The organism is Streptomyces sp. NPDC031554 (assembly GCF_055580685.1).
This window is the reverse complement of sequence record NZ_JBVIKX010000005.1, coordinates 326417-342591: the sequence shown is the minus strand read 5'-3', so window position 1 is coordinate 342591 and position 16175 is coordinate 326417. Positions and strand designations below refer to the sequence as shown.

Annotated in this window: 14 protein-coding genes and 1 tRNA gene; 5 read left to right on the top strand and 10 right to left on the bottom strand. The window is 72.5% G+C overall.

Annotation, left to right across the window (positions count from 1 at the left end; translation table 11 throughout):
- Positions 1–82: 82 nt before the first annotated feature.
- From ACZ5FU_RS16290 to ACZ5FU_RS16275, 4 genes are all read right to left on the bottom strand, one after another.
- Entirely contained in the window at positions 83–1495 is a 1413-nt protein-coding gene (locus ACZ5FU_RS16290) for a TQXA domain-containing protein (RefSeq protein WP_469045469.1), read from the bottom strand.
- A 260-nt stretch (positions 1496–1755) separates the two neighbouring features.
- Positions 1756–2244 carry a single-stranded DNA-binding protein gene (locus tag ACZ5FU_RS16285; RefSeq protein ID WP_468643995.1) on the bottom strand — a complete coding sequence of 163 codons (489 nt, stop codon included), beginning with the start codon at positions 2242–2244 and terminating at the stop codon, positions 1756–1758.
- 304 nt (positions 2245–2548) lie between these two features.
- Positions 2549–4759, bottom strand: coding sequence for a YfjP family GTPase (locus tag ACZ5FU_RS16280; protein ID WP_468644112.1), 2211 nt, complete (start codon positions 4757–4759; stop codon positions 2549–2551).
- Positions 4760–5257: 498 nt separating this feature from the next.
- Positions 5258–6865, bottom strand: coding sequence for a dynamin family protein (locus ACZ5FU_RS16275; protein ID WP_451526668.1), 1608 nt, complete (start codon positions 6863–6865; stop codon positions 5258–5260).
- Between the two features lie 321 nt (positions 6866–7186).
- Here ACZ5FU_RS16275 and ACZ5FU_RS16270 point away from each other — a divergent pair.
- Positions 7187–7259: transfer RNA gene (locus tag ACZ5FU_RS16270), tRNA-Arg, on the top strand.
- 166 nt (positions 7260–7425) lie between these two features.
- On the opposite strand, the gene ACZ5FU_RS16265 is transcribed toward ACZ5FU_RS16270, so the two are convergent.
- The 6 genes from ACZ5FU_RS16265 to ACZ5FU_RS16240 all read right to left on the bottom strand — a co-directional run bounded on the left by ACZ5FU_RS16265 (position 7426) and on the right by ACZ5FU_RS16240 (position 11771).
- Positions 7426–8181 carry a hypothetical protein gene (locus ACZ5FU_RS16265; RefSeq protein ID WP_469045468.1) on the bottom strand — a complete coding sequence of 252 codons (756 nt, stop codon included), beginning with the start codon at positions 8179–8181 and terminating at the stop codon, positions 7426–7428.
- The gene (locus ACZ5FU_RS16260) at positions 8178–8453 is read right to left on the bottom strand and encodes a DNA replication complex GINS family protein (RefSeq protein ID WP_361880148.1); all 276 of its coding nucleotides are present in this window, start codon (positions 8451–8453) and stop codon (positions 8178–8180) included. The genes ACZ5FU_RS16265 and ACZ5FU_RS16260 overlap by 4 nt, the downstream gene beginning before the upstream one ends.
- A 453-nt stretch (positions 8454–8906) precedes the next feature.
- Positions 8907–9104, bottom strand: a complete 198-nt coding sequence (locus tag ACZ5FU_RS16255) for a hypothetical protein (protein ID WP_451526666.1) — start codon at positions 9102–9104, stop codon at positions 8907–8909.
- 135 nt (positions 9105–9239) lie between these two features.
- On the bottom strand, positions 9240–9617 hold the full coding sequence (locus ACZ5FU_RS16250; RefSeq protein WP_468643999.1) for a VOC family protein: 378 nt from the start codon (positions 9615–9617) through the stop codon (positions 9240–9242).
- Positions 9618–10374: 757 nt separating this feature from the next.
- Positions 10375–11100 (bottom strand): 4'-phosphopantetheinyl transferase family protein, encoded by a 726-nt coding sequence (locus ACZ5FU_RS16245; protein WP_451526664.1) that lies wholly within the window; start codon positions 11098–11100, stop codon positions 10375–10377.
- Positions 11101–11390: 290 nt separating this feature from the next.
- A complete protein-coding gene (locus ACZ5FU_RS16240) occupies positions 11391–11771 on the bottom strand; it encodes an S-adenosylmethionine decarboxylase family protein (RefSeq protein WP_356559828.1) in 381 nt (126 codons plus the stop codon).
- Positions 11772–12228: 457 nt separating this feature from the next.
- Here ACZ5FU_RS16240 and ACZ5FU_RS16235 point away from each other — a divergent pair, with 457 nt between their 5' ends.
- The 4 genes from ACZ5FU_RS16235 (at position 12229) to ACZ5FU_RS16220 (ending at position 16048) form a co-directional block, all read left to right on the top strand.
- A complete protein-coding gene (locus ACZ5FU_RS16235) occupies positions 12229–14064 on the top strand; it encodes a GNAT family N-acetyltransferase (protein ID WP_451775882.1) in 1836 nt (611 codons plus the stop codon).
- Complete coding sequence (locus ACZ5FU_RS16230) at positions 14061–15209, top strand: HAD-IIIC family phosphatase (protein ID WP_468644002.1); 1149 nt, start codon at positions 14061–14063, stop codon at positions 15207–15209. The genes ACZ5FU_RS16235 and ACZ5FU_RS16230 overlap by 4 nt, the downstream gene beginning before the upstream one ends.
- The gene (locus tag ACZ5FU_RS16225; protein WP_451526661.1) at positions 15206–15499 is read left to right on the top strand and encodes an acyl carrier protein; all 294 of its coding nucleotides are present in this window, start codon (positions 15206–15208) and stop codon (positions 15497–15499) included. Before ACZ5FU_RS16230 ends, ACZ5FU_RS16225 begins: the two co-directional genes overlap by 4 nt.
- Before the next feature lie 186 nt (positions 15500–15685).
- The gene (locus ACZ5FU_RS16220) at positions 15686–16048 is read left to right on the top strand and encodes a chaplin (RefSeq protein ID WP_451526660.1); all 363 of its coding nucleotides are present in this window, start codon (positions 15686–15688) and stop codon (positions 16046–16048) included.
- The last annotated feature ends 127 nt before the right edge of the window (positions 16049–16175 follow it).

Sequence of the window (16175 nt, the reverse complement as noted above, 5' to 3'; positions counted from 1 at the left end):
GGCCGCGAGGACCGCGGTGGGAACACGTCTCCCTCCACGCTTCGTGGCCCTGTTCGGAGTCCCGAGGGATCCCGGCGCCTTCTCAGCCCCGTGCCTGGTTCTCCTTGCGGCCCACGAGGACCAGGACCGTGCCGCCGATGACGACCAGGCCGATCGCGGTGCCCGCGATCAGGGGGGTGAGGTCGGAGCCGCCCGTCTGGGCGAGGTCGGTGCCCGAGGACGCGGTGCCGCCCACCGTGGCCGGACTCGGTTCGGCGAGCGTCTGGGTGGTCAGGTCCGACTCGGCGGCTCTGGTGCGGCAGTCGAGGACGCCGGTGAAGCGGCTCTGGATGCCCTGCGGGCCCGTGATGGTGAAGTCGTAGGCCTGATCCTCCTGGAGGGGGATCGTCACCGTCCGGGACGCGCCGGCGGGGATGCTGTGCTGCACGCCCATCAGTTCGAAGGCGAAGGCCTGGTCACCCTGGTTGGCCGCGGTGAGGTCGAGGCCGTTCTTCGTGCAGTCCTTCGCCGCGGAGAGGGCCGGTACCGCGCCCGTCCCGGCCCAGGTCGCGGACGCCGTCGCGGAGACGGTCGACTCGCTCGACCCGGCCAGGATCTGGGTCTGGCTGCGGCTCTCGGAGGTGAAGGCGCGGCCGACGGGGACGGTGGTGGAGGCCTGGACGGTCAGCTCCGCGGCGCCGTCCGCGGTGTCGGCGGGCACGTCGAAGAACAGCTCGCTGCCGTCCTGCGCGGAGGTGACGGGCTCACCGTCCTTGCCGACGATCCGGACACCGGTGGTGGCCGAGTCCATCGGCGGTGACACCGTCACGGCGCTCGCGCCGGTGCGCACGGTGACCGGGCCGAGCAGTCCGCCGGGGCGGCCGGAGACCGCGGCACCGTCGAGGGTCAGCGAGGCCTGGGGTTCCGCCACGGCACGGGCGGCCTTCTGCAGGTAGTCCGCGAGCCGTTCGGCCTGCGGGTCGACGGCGTCGACGTCCGCGCCGTCCGAGTAGCGCCAGATCGCCACCTGGGTGCCGGCCGCCGCGTCCTGCTCGGTGAGGCCCCCGGCGATACCGGCCTTCTTGGCCAGCGTCGCCAGGTCGTTGACCTGGGGGTAGGAGTTCTGCAGGATCCAGCGGACGCGGCCGGCGTCCTTGTTGACGGCCAGTGAGGTGCCGCTCCAGGCGGTCTCCTGGTACTTGGCGTCCTTCTGCGTGGGGTTGTGGAGGTCGACGCAGTAGGTCTGGAGGGTGCCGCCGCCCTCGACGGACATCTCGAACAGGCCCGCCGAGACCTCCTGGTCCCCGCTCTCGTCGTGCAGCACGGCGGCCCCGTACGTCTTGAGGCCGCCCATCGTGGCCGTCGCCCCGCCCTGGGTCCGTGCCTCGGTCTCGGCGGCGGCCGGGCCCGCGGTGGCGAGGACCCCGGCGACGACGAGTCCGGACACGAGCGCCCCTGCCGCGAGGCGCACCGCGCCCCGTCCGTGCCCGAACGGCACGGAGAACGAAGAAATCACGTAATTTCCCTTCCAGCAGGACCCGTTGATGTGGGGGGACGGGTCCCACCAGCAGAATCAGAAGCCCCGTGAGCCATTTCGGCATCCTAAAGAGGCCGACGCACCGGCCTTCCCGGTCCGGTCGCCCGATGGGTGATCCGACTCGGAATCGTTATCCCCAAGATCGTGTCCGGGCAGGGCTTATCGACAAATCAACCCGTCACTTCCGGTCACATCCGCCGATAAGCCGCCGACCGGTCGGAGCGGCAAGCTCCCTGACATCAGGTCACGGCCGCAGGCTCGCGTCGCCGCGGTGGTGCCGGCTCCGCCGCGGACCGCCCCGCCGGGGTCTCCCAGTCGGGTTCCGGCCGGGCGGGTGCGCCGGCCGCCGCGGCCCCGGTGGCCGGCTCGGGCCTGGCCGCGCGGCGGAAGGCGGAGGTGCCGCGGGCGAGGTCGTGGCCGATCGCCACGGCGTCGATGTCGGCCGACGTCCGGTTCTGTCCCTCCCGTGCTTCGGCGCGCACCTTCAGCCGGCCCTGCACGATCACCGCTTCGCCCACGTTCAGCGAGGCGGCGGCGTTCGCCGCCAACTGCCGGTTGGCCCACACCGTGAAGAAGTTGGTGTGGCCGTCGGCCCAGATGTTCTTCTCCCGGTCCCAGTACCGCGAGGTCACCGCCAGCCGGAACCTCGCCGACGGTCCCCCCGGCAGCTCCCGGTACACCGGTTGCGTCGCCACGTTCCCCACCGCGCAGACCATCGTCTCGTTCATCGAGGACCCCTCCTTCACCCGGGCGTCGACGCCGGGCGGATACGCGTACGGGCCCGTCCCGTACGGCTGCGTCTGCCGGGGCGGCGGCGGCCGCGAGGCATGCGCCCCGAGCCGCTCACCGCCACCGTCGCCACGACCGCTTCGCCACGGTCGCCGCGCCATCAGACTGCCTCCGCCGGGCCGAGCCCGCCGAGCGCTGTGGATCACCGGCCGCCTGGGGAGAAAGCCGTCACCCGGACGGGGTGTCCGCGTCGCGCCGCCCCCGGATCGGCGTCCCGGCCCGCATCCACCCGTTCCCCTCTTCTCACCTGGCCGGCGCCTGTGCGTCCATCACCCTGCCGTACTGCTCCCGCACCTCCCGGTACCGCAGCAGCTCGGCGGCCACGGGGTCCAGGACCCTTGCCCTGCCGCACCCGGCGGCGGCCTCCCGCAGGCACCGTTCCGCGTCCTGGCCGTATCTGCGTGCGGGGCCGCGGGCCGCGATCCGGCAACTCCACTCCACCAGCGGGCCGCCGACGATGCCGGCCACCATCAGCAGCACCGGCACTCCCAGGTTCGGTGACATGACCCCGGCGATCTGGCCGACCAGCCACAGTCCGCCGAGGACCTGCAGGACCGTCATGGACGCCTGCGCCAGCACGGCCACCGGCCACCAGCCCGGCCGCGGCGGACGCCCCTCCGGTACCCCGGCCCGCGCGGTCAGCTCGTCCAGCGCCTCGGACAGCCCCTGCGCACCGCGTACGGCGGCCTCCCGCACCGCCTGCGCCCACGGCGCGGGCAGCCCCGCCGAGGCCCGCTCCGACACCGTGCGCACCGCCTGCTCCACGCGCTGCCGCGCGGTGGCCTCCTCGTCGGTCTGCGAGCGGACCCGGACGCTGCCGGTGGGGGGATCGCCGCGGTCCTGGTACCACCGCCACAGTCGCAGCCACGGCGTCCCGCACGCGCGGTTGGCATTGCGCAGCCAGGCGCGTTCGGCGGCCTCGCCCGCGGCCGTGGCGCCCACCGCGTCCGCGAGCCGGGCGGCGAAGTCGTCCCGCGCCTCCTCGCTCAGGCCGGTGCGCCGCGTCGTCGCGTAGACGGGGCGCAGCCGCAGACCGGCGGCGTCGACGTCGGCCGAGACGCGCCGCGCCGCGGCACCGCGCTCCGCGACGAACTGGCCGAGCAGTTCGCGCAGTTCCCCGACGCCGTCGCCGGTGAGCGCGGACAGCGCGAGCACGGTCGCGCCCGGTTCGCCGTACTCGCCGAGGGCGACGCCGTCCTCGTCCAGCAGCCGCCGCAGGTCGTCGAGGACCATCTCGGCGGCCTCGCCCGGCAGTCGGTCGACCTGGTTCAGGACGACGAACATGACCTCCGCGTGACCGGCCATGGGCCGCAGATAGCGCTCGTGGAGCACGGCGTCGGCGTACTTCTCCGGGTCGACGACCCAGACGACGGCGTCCACGAGGGCGAGGACGCGGTCGACCTGCTCACGGTGCTGCACGGCGGCCGAGTCGTGGTCGGGGAGGTCCACCAGGACGAGTCCGCGCAGCTGGGCCTCGGCGTCCGCGCTCTGCACGGGGCGGCGGCGCAGCCGGCCCGGGATGCCGAGCCGGTCGATCAGGCCCGCCGCGCCGTCGCTCCAACTGCACGCGATGGGGGCGGCGGTGGTGGGCCGTCGTACGCCCGTCTCCGAGATGGTCACCCCGGCGAGGGCGTTGAACAACTGGGACTTGCCGCTGCCGGTGGCCCCGGCGATGGCGACCACGGTGTGCTGTCCGGAGAGCCTGCGCCGGACGGTCGCCTCGTCGAGGACCCGGCTCGCCTCGGAGAGGGTCCTGCTGTCGAGCCGCGCGCGGGAGAGCCCCACCAGTTCCCGCAGCGCGTCGAGCCGGGAGCGCAGGTGGCCGTCGTAGGCCAGGGGGGCCGCGGCGGCCTGGGCGTTGCCGGACCGGATCTCCAGGGCGGCGGCGGCCTGCTCGGCGGCGGTGGTCTCGTTCACGCGGCGCGCGATGAGGCCGTCGCCCCAGGGCTCACCGGAACCGGGGTCCTCCTGCGGAGGGCGGGCGCCACCGTCCCTTCCCCGGCCGCCCTGGCCGCGCGCGGGAGCCCCGGTCTCCGACGGGTGCGCGGGACGGTCGGTGCCGGACGAGCGCCGGGAGCGTTCGCCGTCCGGCACGCGCGCGAGGCCGGCCTTGCTCTCACGCGCGGGACCGTCCTCGCTCCCGGGCGCGGGGCCGTCCTCGCTCCGCGGCCTGTCCCGCACGCGCGTGTGGGGGACGGCTTCGGCCTTGGACCGGCCGTGCGAGGAACGGTCGCCCTTGCGTGCGGGTGCGGCAGCCCTCTGGTCCCGCGCCTCGTCCCGCACCCGCGTGGGAGGACCGTCCTCCTCTCGCGCACCCGGCGCCCCGGCCTCGGGCCCGGCCCCGGGCCGACCGCCCGTGGACTCGTCGGTCTCGCGCGCTCGCGCCGGGCGGTCGGCCGCGTCACGGTCGCCCGCTTCGACGGGCGTCGGGAAGCCCCCGGAGCCGCCCTCCACCGCCTTCGCGGAAGAGTCGTCCACCCCCCTGCCCTTTCCGGCCTCTCGGTCTTCTCCGCCCTCACCGTCCCCGGAGACGACTCCCTCGGCCGCGCCCGCACACCGGTCCCCTCTCGCCGCCCCAGCGGAGTGTTCTTCCTCGGCCGCGTCCGGGGCAGGCCGTCCTTCGGTCCCGCCCGACGGCCGTACGTCGTCGGGCGCGTGAGCGGACCGTCCGGCACCGGCACCGGCACCGCTCGAGGAACCGTCTCCCTCGCCCCGCCCGGACTCCCGCTCCCGCGTCCCTCCCCCACCGTCGGCCCGTTCCGGACTCCCGCCCCTCTCGCACACGGCGAGTTCTCCATGATCCGCGTGACCCGTGTCGTCCTTGTGATTCGTGCGGCCGGTGCGGTCGGCGTGGTTGATGTGGTCGGTGTGGTCGGTGTGGTCGGTGTGATTCGTGCGGCCCGTGTGGTCGGTGTGGTCGGTGTGGTCCTGGTTCGTGACGGCGGTCACCGGTCACCTCTCCTTCTGTAGTACGGACAGCGCGGCGATGAGTTCGGCCTGGGGTTCGGCGTGGACGTCGAGTCCGTCGAGCGGTGCGAGCCGGCGCTCGCGTTCGTTGTGCATGACGCGATCGAGGTGTTCGGCGAGCAGCCGCCCGCCCCGGTCGCGCAGCCGCAGCGCGCCGTGGGCGCCGATCCGCTCGGCGAGCCCCTCGCCCGCCGATCGGGCCCTGCGGCCGCCCAGCAGGGCGGTGGCGACGAGGGCAGCGACGAGTTCGGGGTCGAGTGCGGCACCGCGTTCGAGGTGGCGCACCTCGTCCTCGGCGTACTCCTCCAGCTCGCGCCGCCAACGCCGTACGGCCATGCCGATGCGGTGTTCGGCGGTCTCCAGGGCGTCGTCGTCGTCGAGCAGCTCCGGGGCGTCCGCGGCCGGTTCGCGGCGCCAGGCCTCGTCGACCCGCTCGTCGGCCGCGGTGACGGCGCACAGCAGGAGCGCGGCCAGGCTCTCCACGAGGGCGTCGAGCAGCTCCCCGGCAGTGCAGTCCAGCGGGAAGGCCCGCCAGCGCTTGAGGGCGTCGCCGGCGAGCACGGCACCGCTCTGCAACCGGCCTCGCACGCGCGCGTATTCGCTGTCGTACGCCCCGTCGACGGCCGAGGTCAGCCGCAGTGCGGCCGCGTACTGCGCGGCCGCGGCGCCGGCCAGTTCGGGCATCCGGGAATTGAGCGAGTCGAGGACGCCGTAGGCCGTGCGGGCCATCACGTCGTGGCGGGCGGCGCGGTCCTGGGCGTGGTGGATGAGCCAGGCGCGCAACGGGGCCACCGCGGTGGCCGGAAGCAGGCCTCCGCCCCAGGCGGACTCGGGCAGTTCGGGCACGGTGAAGCGCGGTACGTGGCCCAGGCCGGCCTTGGTGAGCAGAGCGCCGTACTGGCGGGACACCTCGGAGACGACCTGGTGGGGCACGCGGTCGAGGACGCTGACGAGCGTCGCGTCGTACTCCTTGGCGGTGCGCAGGAGATACCAGGGCACGGCGTCGGCGTACCGTGCGGCGGTGGTGACCATGACCCAGATGTCGGCGGCGCAGATGAGTTCGGCGGCCAGGACGCGGTTGTCGGCGACCAGGGAGTCGACGTCGGGCGCGTCCAGGAGGGCGAGGCCGGGCGGAAGGGTCTCCGCGGTCTCGATGCGCAGCAGGCGTCTGCCGTCCTCGCCGGGCAGCAACAGGTCTTCCGACGGCTCCTGATGGGGCACCCACACGCGCGTGAGGTCGGGCAGCACCCGCATGCCGCTGAACCAGTGATGGTCCTCCGGGTGGCACACCAGCACCGGCGTCCGGGTGGTCGGCCTCAGCACGCCCGCCTCACTGACCCGCCGCCCCACCAGGGAGTTGACGAGCGTCGACTTGCCGGCGCCGGTGGATCCGCCCACGACGGCCAGCAAGGGCGCTTCGGGCTGTCTCAGCCGGGGCACCAGATAGTCGTCGAGCTGGGCGAGGAGTTCGTCGCGGTTGGCACGCGCGCGCGGCGCCCCCGCCAGGGGCAGCGGGAATCGCGCGGCGGCGACACGTTCGCGCAGGGCGGAGAGTGCGTTGAGCAGCTGAGGCCGTACGTCCAAGGTCACCACATGCGAAGAATGCCTAATTTCGGGGGATTTATGAAGCATATGGACATGCCTGCGCGCCGATGAGACACAAGGGACGGAAGGTACGACCGGGACAGAGGCGCAGCGTAGGCATAACGAGTGCACAACACCCGGTGCTCCAGACGCCAAAAGCGGTGCACGATTCGTACCTGCCTGCGATTATCAGGACCGCTTCACTGAACCTCCACATCGAGCCACGGAGGCGAAGCATTCGGGACGAGGAACCGGGAGCCCTATCCTTGTCCCCGGCAACGTCACGGATCGGCCCGCACCCGGGCACCGGGTACGAGGCCACCACAACCGGCCCCCGTAGCTCAGTGGATAGAGCAGGCGCCTTCTAAGCGCTTGGCCGCAGGTTCGAGTCCTGCCGGGGGCGCATATAGCCTCTCACCTGCGGAAACGCAACGAGGGGTTCTTTCTTTTCCAAATACCCATAGCCGCGGGAGCAAGCGCCTTGACTGCCCACGATGGCGGCTGCAGACCCTGAGGTGGGGTTGCGTTTCGAACTGACGGATGTCTGGCTACCGCTCCCCGTCCAGCACCTACGCAGCCGCGCGCGGGTCCATGAGGTTGGACCACGCCTGTTCGGCCGGGAGCAGGTCCCGCTCCGGCAGGGCGTACTCCGGATACCAGCCCTCAGCCTCGCAGCCGGGGACGTTGCGCAGGATGAGCACAGTCAGGTTCGGCGGTACGGAGCCGGTGATCCGGACGGCGAGGTAGGTCTCATGGCCGTCGTCCGCACGCACCTGGAGGCCAAGGGTGAAGGTGTCGAACTCGCGTGTGTGCTCACGGCCGTCGCGCAGTGTGGCGTGCGCCAGGTCCAGCAGAGTCGCCCGCAGGCGGCGCACGAAGCGGACGCCGGCCTCGGCGCGGTACCGGACGTGATCCTCACGTCCGGGCAGGAGGTGAGCGGTGTGCGTCGCGGTCTTCAGCCCGTCGGAATGCTCCGCGTTGTAGCGAGCCCGGACGGCGCGACCGTCGGCCTCCAGAGCTGCATAGAAGTCATCGCCCGAGCCGTCCTCGCGGCGCCCCGCCGCGACCAGCCACGGCAGATCGGCGTCCAGCCATACCGCGCCGCGCCATCGCTGCACCTTGACCTTGAACAACACTTGGTCGTCCACGGACCGGATGCGTTCGTGCTTGCCGTCCTCGTCCGCGAACTGCTCGGACGCCTTGGCCAGCACCGGGTGGTCGATCTCGTCCAGCGGCACCGTGACCGGCGGCACCGCGAGGCACAGATCCTCGCGTAAGCAGCGCAGTGTCGGGCGGGCCGGGCGCAGCGGGCCGGGCCCGTTCATTCCTCGATTCCCCCGACCGCGTCGATCTCCTCCGCGGTCAGTCCGGTCAGCAGCATCACATCCGATTTCAGCGACCCATCCAGCACACTGAGGGCCTCCACCATCCCGGACCGCAGATCCTCACGGCGCTGCTCCAGATATGCCCGGACCGCCTCGGCCACCAGGTCCTTCTTCGTCAGCCCCAGAAAATGAGCGCCCTGGCTGATCAGTTTGTCCGTCGCCGGGTCCACCTTCAGCGGGGACTGGCGTACCGGCTTCGCTGCCGTCGTCATGGTCAACACCTCCGTTACCATAGTACCTAAGTACCTCACGGTGTGGTTGTTGCGGCGTCACCGCTGTCGAACGCCCTCGCTCCGGCCGACGGCACGCGCTTTCATTGCCCGAGACGACCATCGAGCAGGCATCCCGGAATCGACAGCAAGCGCTTTGACGATTTTCGTCCGTGGGTGACCTGCGAACACGCAGGTCAGCACATCGCTTGGACCCGCGCACCTTCTAAGCGCTTGGCCGCAGGTTCGAGTCCTGCCGGGGGCGCAAGTCTCCGCCCTCCCCTCGGGAGGGCATTTTTGCTGGCCAGAGCATGTTTCACCCGAAACGACGAAGCCCCGGCCCCTCCCCCGACGATCATGGGGAGGGTCCGGAGCCGTCCGGCTGCCACCAGGTTTTCGCGGGTGGCCGTGTCGCATACGTGTCGAAGTCTTCGGTGGAGCTCTGGGCGAGGAGCCTCAGCCCGTGCCGGGCGGCTCGGGGAGATCTCCCGCGGTCTCCAGGCGCCGTTTCAGGTCGGGGAGCCGCCCCTCGACGCACCGGGCGTAGGTGGCCAACAGCACCGGCACGCCGTTCCCGGCCCATTCGGCCACCTGAGCGGGCGGGATCCCGTCGTCGAGCCACTTGGTGAGGCGCGTGTGCCGGGCGTCGTACACCCGTCTGCCGGTGGGCGACTCGAAGACGTGCGGGGGCAGGGCGGGCTTGCGCGCGCTACGCCATGCCCGGCGGACATTGTTCGTCCACGCGACTCACGATGATCAACGGTGGCCGCACTCCTTCGGAGTCTCCCGTCAGTCCCGGACGAGACAGAACGGGTGCCCTGCGGGATCCGCGAAGACACGCCAACTCCGCGTGCCGTCCCCCGCGTCGAGCAGTGTCGCGCCCAGACGGAGGACGTCTTCCTGGGACTGGTCCAGGTCCTCGACCCCCAGGTCGAGGTGGAACTGCTGAGGGTGAGCGGGGTCCGGCCACCGCGGCGGCTGGTACTCGTCCACGCACTGGAAGGCCAGCACGAGCCCACTGTCCGTGTGGAGCGTCGTCCAGTCGTCGCCGAGCGACCAGCGCGGATCCGGCTGGTTCACCGTGCCGCCGAGAAGCGACTGGTAGAACCCGGACAGCGCGACGACATCGGCACAGTCCAACACCACACACTGCAGCTTGGCGATCATGCAGGGCAGCGTAGAGCAGCACCGCCACACGCCCCCCCCCACGAGCCCGATCACGATCTACGGCTGGAGTACGGGAGCAAAGCGGGTGGGCCGATGCCGACACCACCCCCTGATCGACCTGCCGAGGATGAGGCCGCACCTCGAGTGCCGTTCCCCCTCGTGCCCGATCGAGCGGGGAACCGCGGTGCAGGCGTCCCATCCCCGCGCGACCCACCGTGACCGTTCGCGCAGGTCAGCGCAGAGATGAACCGCAAATGCCCGCAGCCTCCCGAGGAGACGACTCTGGGCACGGGCGCGAGTCGGCCGTCACAGAGCAGGTCGGCGGGTGTCGCGCCTACCTTCGGTGTCGGATGTACCAAGCCGCCACCAGCCCGATGAGGATGGCAACCACGAAGGCCCACACGGTCGTTGTGCCGTGGTACGAGCGGTAGGCAGTCAGAGCAAGCATGTTGAGGCGGATACCCCGGGTTCGCGGCTTCAGCCGACGCGCGTCGCCCGCCCCTGTGCCGGATACGTGTCGAAGGCGCCGCGCGTCCGTGGTCGTCAGCCGGGGAACGCGAGGTCGGAAGGCATGTGTCGGTGATCCCGGCAGCCGCCTTCCGAGTGCTCGGCCGCGGGTTCGGGTCCCGCCGGGGGCGCACGTCTCCGGCCTCGCCCCGAGGGAGGGTTTTCGCTGTGCGCCGTATGTTCCGCCTGCCGGGGCGAAGCTCCGGGGGCCTCCCGTCGAGGGCGGCCGGGACGCCCCGGAGGACCGGCGTCAGGGGGCGGATCCCGCCTGCACGGCCACCCGTACACCGCCCCCCGCCAGCACCGCGACGGCCGCCGTGCGCGTCCCCGCGACCGTCAGGTCCGCCAGGCTCACCTCGGGACGCGGGCCGAGCCGACCGGGCCAGCCGAGGACGGCCGGCGCGGCGTCCGGTGCGGACAGCTCCAGCTCGCGCAAGGGCGCGTGGAGGCCGGTGCCGAGCGCCTTCAGTACGGCCTCCTTGCGGGTCCAGGTGCGCAGGAAGGCGGCACGGCGTCCGGTGGCCGGGCGGGCGTACAGGGCTCTCAGTTCGCCGTCGCCGAGTGCCGCGCGCGCCGCCGCGTCCACGTCGAGAGGGACTCCGTCGTCCTCCACGTCGAGCCCCACGGCGGCTCCCCGGCAGACCGCGACGCCGACCACCTCGCCGCTGTGGGTGACGGAGAAGTCGACGTCCGCGTACGGCGACCCCTGCGGCACCGCCAGCTCCACCTTGCCGTGCGGTCCACCGCAGCGGGGGCACACGCGGCGCAGGGGGACGGCGGCGGGAGGCACGCCGAGCAGTCCGCCGAGGGCGACGCGGCTGAGCGCGCACCCGACCAGGAAGCGCGCCTTGTCGGCCGGCAGGACGGTGGCCTCGTGGCGGGCCCGCTCCACGGAGTCGAGCAGGCCGAGGAGCGCGGGCCGGGCGGCGCCCGACCGGGCCCACCACACCAGCACCTCGTGCTCCGCCGACGCCACCGCCACGGCTCCTCAGCCCCTCCGACCGGTTCAGCGGCCTGACCGGTCCGACCGTTCCGACGGCCGACCGGTCCGACCGTTCCAGCGGCCGATCGGTCCGACGGTCCGATCGGCCCGGCGATGCCTCAGGACCGGTTCGACGTGTTCGCCGGATCCCTCCCGGCGTCCCTCCCGGGGCAGCCGGGACGTCGGTCCGGCGGGAAATCAGTACGCCGTGAGATCGGTGCACGCGGAAAATCGAAGCTCCGCGGAATCGACATCACGGCGTCACGGATCGCGTCGCGCCGAATTCAGTGCACCGCACGCAGCATGCGCGTGACATTGATCTTCGTCGGCGAAAGGCCGACTTCCACGCTCTGCATCATCCGTTCGCCGTTCAGCCGGCCGTAGGCGAGCAGGTCGACGTTGGCCAGACTGAATTCCGGCCAGGTGTGAATGCTCAGGTGAGAGGCCGAAAGCAGCAGAATCGCGGTGACCGCACCATTGGGGAAAACGTGCGAGGCCTCACCGAGCACCTGGGCGTTTCCCTTTTCGGCGGCCGTGCGCAGCACCTGGAGGAGGCGCTCCTCGTCGGTCAGGATGCTGTGGTCGCTGACCCACACGTCCACGGCGTAGGAGCACAAATCGTCGACGTTTATACCCTCGGTGGCGAGGCTGGCGGGGTTGGTCATGGGGAACCGGGGGTCGCGATCCGCTGCCCCCGTCTCCTTTCACATAGAGGTGCGCTGGTCCGCGCGTCCGAAGGGGAAGGCGCCGAGGCCGAAAACCGGCGCTCGATCAGGCCCAGCCTAGCATCCGGGTCGCTCTACGGCTCGCGCACGCACGCTGTCAAGGGCTGCAACACCGCCCTCCTCACCGCCTTCCGAATACCGGCGGAACAATTCTTCGGACGCCCGGAAAAGAACTCCCCTTTCCCTCCTTCGATTTTCCGCATTTCCCGCGCCGCGGCCGGGTCGGGCCGACTCCGCAGCAGCCCGTATACTCGATAGCCCTGGATTCCATCAGCCCGCCCGGAGCAGCTTTGTGAAAAACGCGCCTCGACACCGTCGGAGTACCCCCGCCGATCGAGTGCTCACGGAAGTCGCGGACGCCGTCAGGCTTCAGGAGGGCCCGCCCGGAGTGCGCTCCGTGCTGCGAGCCCTGCGCCGCCTGGCCCCCGCCTCCACGAAGGACATCAGCCGGGCCACCGGCCTGCCCGTCCCGATCGTGGCCGCGCTGGGGAACGAACTGCGCCGCCGTGACCTGCTCACCAAGGAGCGCCCCTCCCGGCTGACCCCGGCCGGCCTGGACGTGGTGGCCGAGCTGGGCATGGACCTCACGCTGGACGCGACCTGCGGCACCTGCGAGGGCCGCGAACTGGTGATCCCGTCCGTCCTGGACGAGGCCGTACGACGGCTGCGCGCCCTGATGGAGGCCGGTCCGGCCGCCGACATGGCCATCGACCAGTCCCACTGCACGCCCGAGACCAAGGTGCGCCGCGTCCTCGCGCTGCTCGCGGCGGGCGCGCTGCCCGGCGGCTCCCTGCTGCTGGTCGGCGACGACGACCTCGTCTCGCTGGCGGTCGCCGTCGTCGGGGACGTCCTGGGCGCCCCGATCGTCGAGCGCGTGACCGTCGTCGACATCTCCCCCGAGATCCTCGCCTACATCCGGGAGGTGTCCGCGGGACTCGGCACCCGCGTCGAGACGGTCGAGCACGACCTGCGCCGCCCGCTCCCCGCCGAACTGCACGACGGCTTCGACGTGGCGATGACCGACCCGCCGTACACCGCGGAGGGCGCCCGGCTGTTCCTGTCGCGCGCCGTGGAGGGCCTGCGTCCCGGCCCCGCGCACAGCATCTTCTTCTCCTTCGGCGGGAAGAGCCCGGACGAGATGCTCGAGGTCCAGCGCGAGATCATGGCGCTCGACCTGGTCACCAACGGCTACGTCCGCAACTTCAACGAGTACGAGGGCAGCGGCATCCTCGGCGGGGTCGGCTTCTTCCAGCACCTCCTCACCACCACCTCGACGGCCTCCCGGCAGGGTGCCTACGAGGGCCCCCTCTACACGGGCGACAAGCGGACCCGGCAGCGCGAGTACACGTGCGTGGCCTGCGGCACGAAGCTCCGGGTCGGCCCCGGTGCCCGCTGGACCTCGGTCGCCGCCCTGCGCGCGGACGGCTGTCCCCAGTGCGGCAAGGGTCCCTTCCGCCCCGGTCGTCTGGTACCGGCGGACGAACCCGGGACCACGGCGCCCGCCCCGTCACCGGCATCCGCCCCGCTACCGGCGTCCACCTCCACGCCGGCGCAGACGCCGGTGCCGGTGTCGGTGTCGACACCGGCCGAGGCACCGGTACCGGCTTCGGCACCGGCCGGGACTCCGGCTCCGGCCCAGGCCCAGACGCCCACCGCCGCGCCCTCTCCCGCCTCCGCCCCCGCTCCCGCTCCCGCCCCGCCCCAGCAGCCCGGCTGGTACCGCCCCGCCCCCGCGGCCCGCGCCGCCCTCGAAGAACGGGCGCGGCCCTACCTCACCCGTCAGGCCGACGAGGGCGACCTGCCGGCCATCGGTGAGTTCGAGGCCGAGATCGCCCGCATCTCCTTCGGCGAGGACGCCGTGGACGACCCCGCCCGGCACGCGTCCCGCGTGGGCCGTTCCATGGAGAAGTCCAGGGAGGGCATGATCGTCGCCCACCGGCCGGACGGGGAGGTGGCCGGTTGGTGCTGGGTGAGCATCAACCAGAACCAGATGACCGGCGACCGCTACGCCAACTTCCGGTCCCTCGCGGTCGCGCCCCTGGACAACCGCGCCGACGTGGCCGAACTCCTCCTCACCGAGGGCCTGGAGTTCTGCCTGGCGAACGGCATCACGGAGGTCGTCGGCCGGGTCCACGTCGGCAACGTCCCGATGCGCACGGTCTACCGCAAGTTCGGTTTCGACCCCGCCACCCTGACGATGAAGCTGCGCCTTCCGGAGGAGGACCCCCGATGACCGGGGCACCAGGGGCACCGGACGCACCGGGCGGGCCGGAGACACCGGGTGCACCCGGGACACCGGACGCACCCGACCCGACCGGTTACGCCCCCGACCGGATCAAGTGCGTCGTCTGGGATCTGGACGGCACCCTGTGGGACGAGATCGCGGTGGAGACGCCCACCGACGAACTGCCCGTCCCCCGGCCCGAGATGCTGGCCGCGATCGACGCGCTGGCGGCCCGCGGCGTGCTCAGCAGCCTCGCGAGCCGCAGCGCGCCCGCCGTCCTCGACCGGATGGGCGCCGTCCCGGAGCTCAGGGAGCGCTTCCTGGCGCCACAGGTGTCCTGGCAGGACAAGAGCGAGTCGCTGCGCCGGATCGCGAAGGATCTCGGGATCGCCGTGGAGGCACTCCTCCTGGTCGACGACTCCCCCTACGAGCGGGCGGAGGTGGAGGCGCTGCTGCCGGGCGTGCGCACCCTCGACCCCGGTGAGGTCCCCGCACTGCTCGCGGCCTTCGGGGACCGCGAGGTCACCCCCGAGTCGCGGGAGCGGGTCCGCCGCTACCGCACCGAGGAGACCCGCCGGGCCGAGGGCGAGCGTTTCCAGGGCACCCGCGAGGAGTTCCTGCGCTGGTGCGACATGCGCCTCACGGTGGGCGCGGCCGCCCCGGACGAGGTCCCGCGGGCGCTGGAACTCGCCGCGCGCACCCACCGTCTGAACTCCTCCGGCCTGACCCCCGACCGGCTGCGCGCGCTGGCCGCCGCCGACGGGCACGACCTGTACACCGCCCGCATGTCCGACCGTTTCGGGGAGTACGGCATCATCGGTGCCGCCCTCGTGGACCGGACCGCCCCCGGCTCCTGGTCGGTACCGCTGCTGGCGCTCTCCTGCCGGGTCGCCGGCCGGGGCGCCGCCGCGGCGTTCCTGTTCTGGCTGATGGAGCGGGCGCGGGAATCCGGTGCCGGGGAGTTCCGGGTGACGCTGCGGCCCACGGACGCCAATCTGGAGATGCGGATCCTGCTCCGCCAGGCGGGTCTGCGCCGCACCGAGGACGGCGAGCACGACGACGGGGCGGTACTGGCCCGCTCCCTGGACGGCGGCGACCTGCCGAAACCCCCCGCCTGGCTGCACGTCTCCCCCCGAAAGGACGCCGACGCGTGACGGACGCCCCCATCCCCTCCTCCACGGACCGCGCGACGGTGGAGCGGGAACTCCGCTCGATGATCGCCGAGGCCGCCCGCCTGGACGCCGCCGTGGTCGCCGGACTCCCCGCCGACACCGACCTGTTCGGCCCGGAGATCGGTCTGACCTCGCTGGCCGGGGTGACGCTGCTGGGCGCGGTCGACGCCCGGTTCGGCGTCGACGTCGCCGCGCTGGACCTCAGCCTGGACAGTCTCCAGTCCATCGCCACCCTGGCCGACTTCGTGGCCTCGCACCGGGACGGCCGCTGAGGCGCCCGCGTGTGCGCGGCGGGCCGGCCCGGCATCGACGGCCATGCGGCCGACTAGGCGCCCGCGTGTGCGCGGCAAGGGTGATCCGGCGGGTGTCGCCGTGACCTGCCCGGGGGGCCGGCGTTGAACGGGGAGTGCGGTGGCGCGATCTGCTGCCGCGCGAACCGATTCACTAAGGAGAACGTGATGTCTCGCATCGCGAAGGCAGCCGCCGTCGCCGTCGGCGCCGGCGCCATGATGGCCGGCGGAGCCGGTCTGGCCATGGCGGACGCGGGCGCGCAGGGCGCGGCCGTGGGCTCGCCGGGTGTCCTGTCCGGCAACGTCGTCCAGGTCCCGGTCCACGTGCCGGTCAACCTGTGCGGCAACACCGTCAACGTCGTCGGCCTGCTCAACCCGGCCGTCGGCAACACCTGCGCCAACATCAGCGACCACGGCAAGGGTGAGTACAAGGACGGCGACAAGAAGCACAGCGACAAGAAGGACAAGAAGGACAAGAAGAAGAGCGACAAGAAGCACAGCGACGCCGAGGACTACGGCTACGGCGGCTGACGTCGCACCGCGGCACCCCGCGGGAGAGCCCCGGCACCTCGAGCGCCGGGGCTCTCCCCTTTTCCCCTCTGCCGGGCCCCTCCGGTCTCCCAGGTCTCCCCGGGCACTGCTCTGCCCCTCACGTCCC

What these genes read in the sequence shown, in the direction of transcription:
- ACZ5FU_RS16285 (WP_468643995.1), bottom strand. Translation starts at nt 2,244, where the DNA reads ATGAACGAGACGATGGTCTGCGCGGTGGGGAACGTGGCGACGCAACCG.
- ACZ5FU_RS16265 (WP_469045468.1), bottom strand. Translation starts at nt 8,181, where the DNA reads ATGAACGGGCCCGGCCCGCTGCGCCCGGCCCGCCCGACACTGCGCTGC.
- ACZ5FU_RS16260 (WP_361880148.1), bottom strand. Translation starts at nt 8,453, where the DNA reads ATGACGACGGCAGCGAAGCCGGTACGCCAGTCCCCGCTGAAGGTGGAC.
- ACZ5FU_RS16250 (WP_468643999.1), bottom strand. Translation starts at nt 9,617, where the DNA reads ATGATCGCCAAGCTGCAGTGTGTGGTGTTGGACTGTGCCGATGTCGTC.
- ACZ5FU_RS16240 (WP_356559828.1), bottom strand. Translation starts at nt 11,771, where the DNA reads ATGACCAACCCCGCCAGCCTCGCCACCGAGGGTATAAACGTCGACGAT.
- ACZ5FU_RS16230 (WP_468644002.1), top strand. Translation starts at nt 14,061, where the DNA reads ATGACCGGGGCACCAGGGGCACCGGACGCACCGGGCGGGCCGGAGACA.
- ACZ5FU_RS16220 (WP_451526660.1), top strand. Translation starts at nt 15,686, where the DNA reads ATGTCTCGCATCGCGAAGGCAGCCGCCGTCGCCGTCGGCGCCGGCGCC.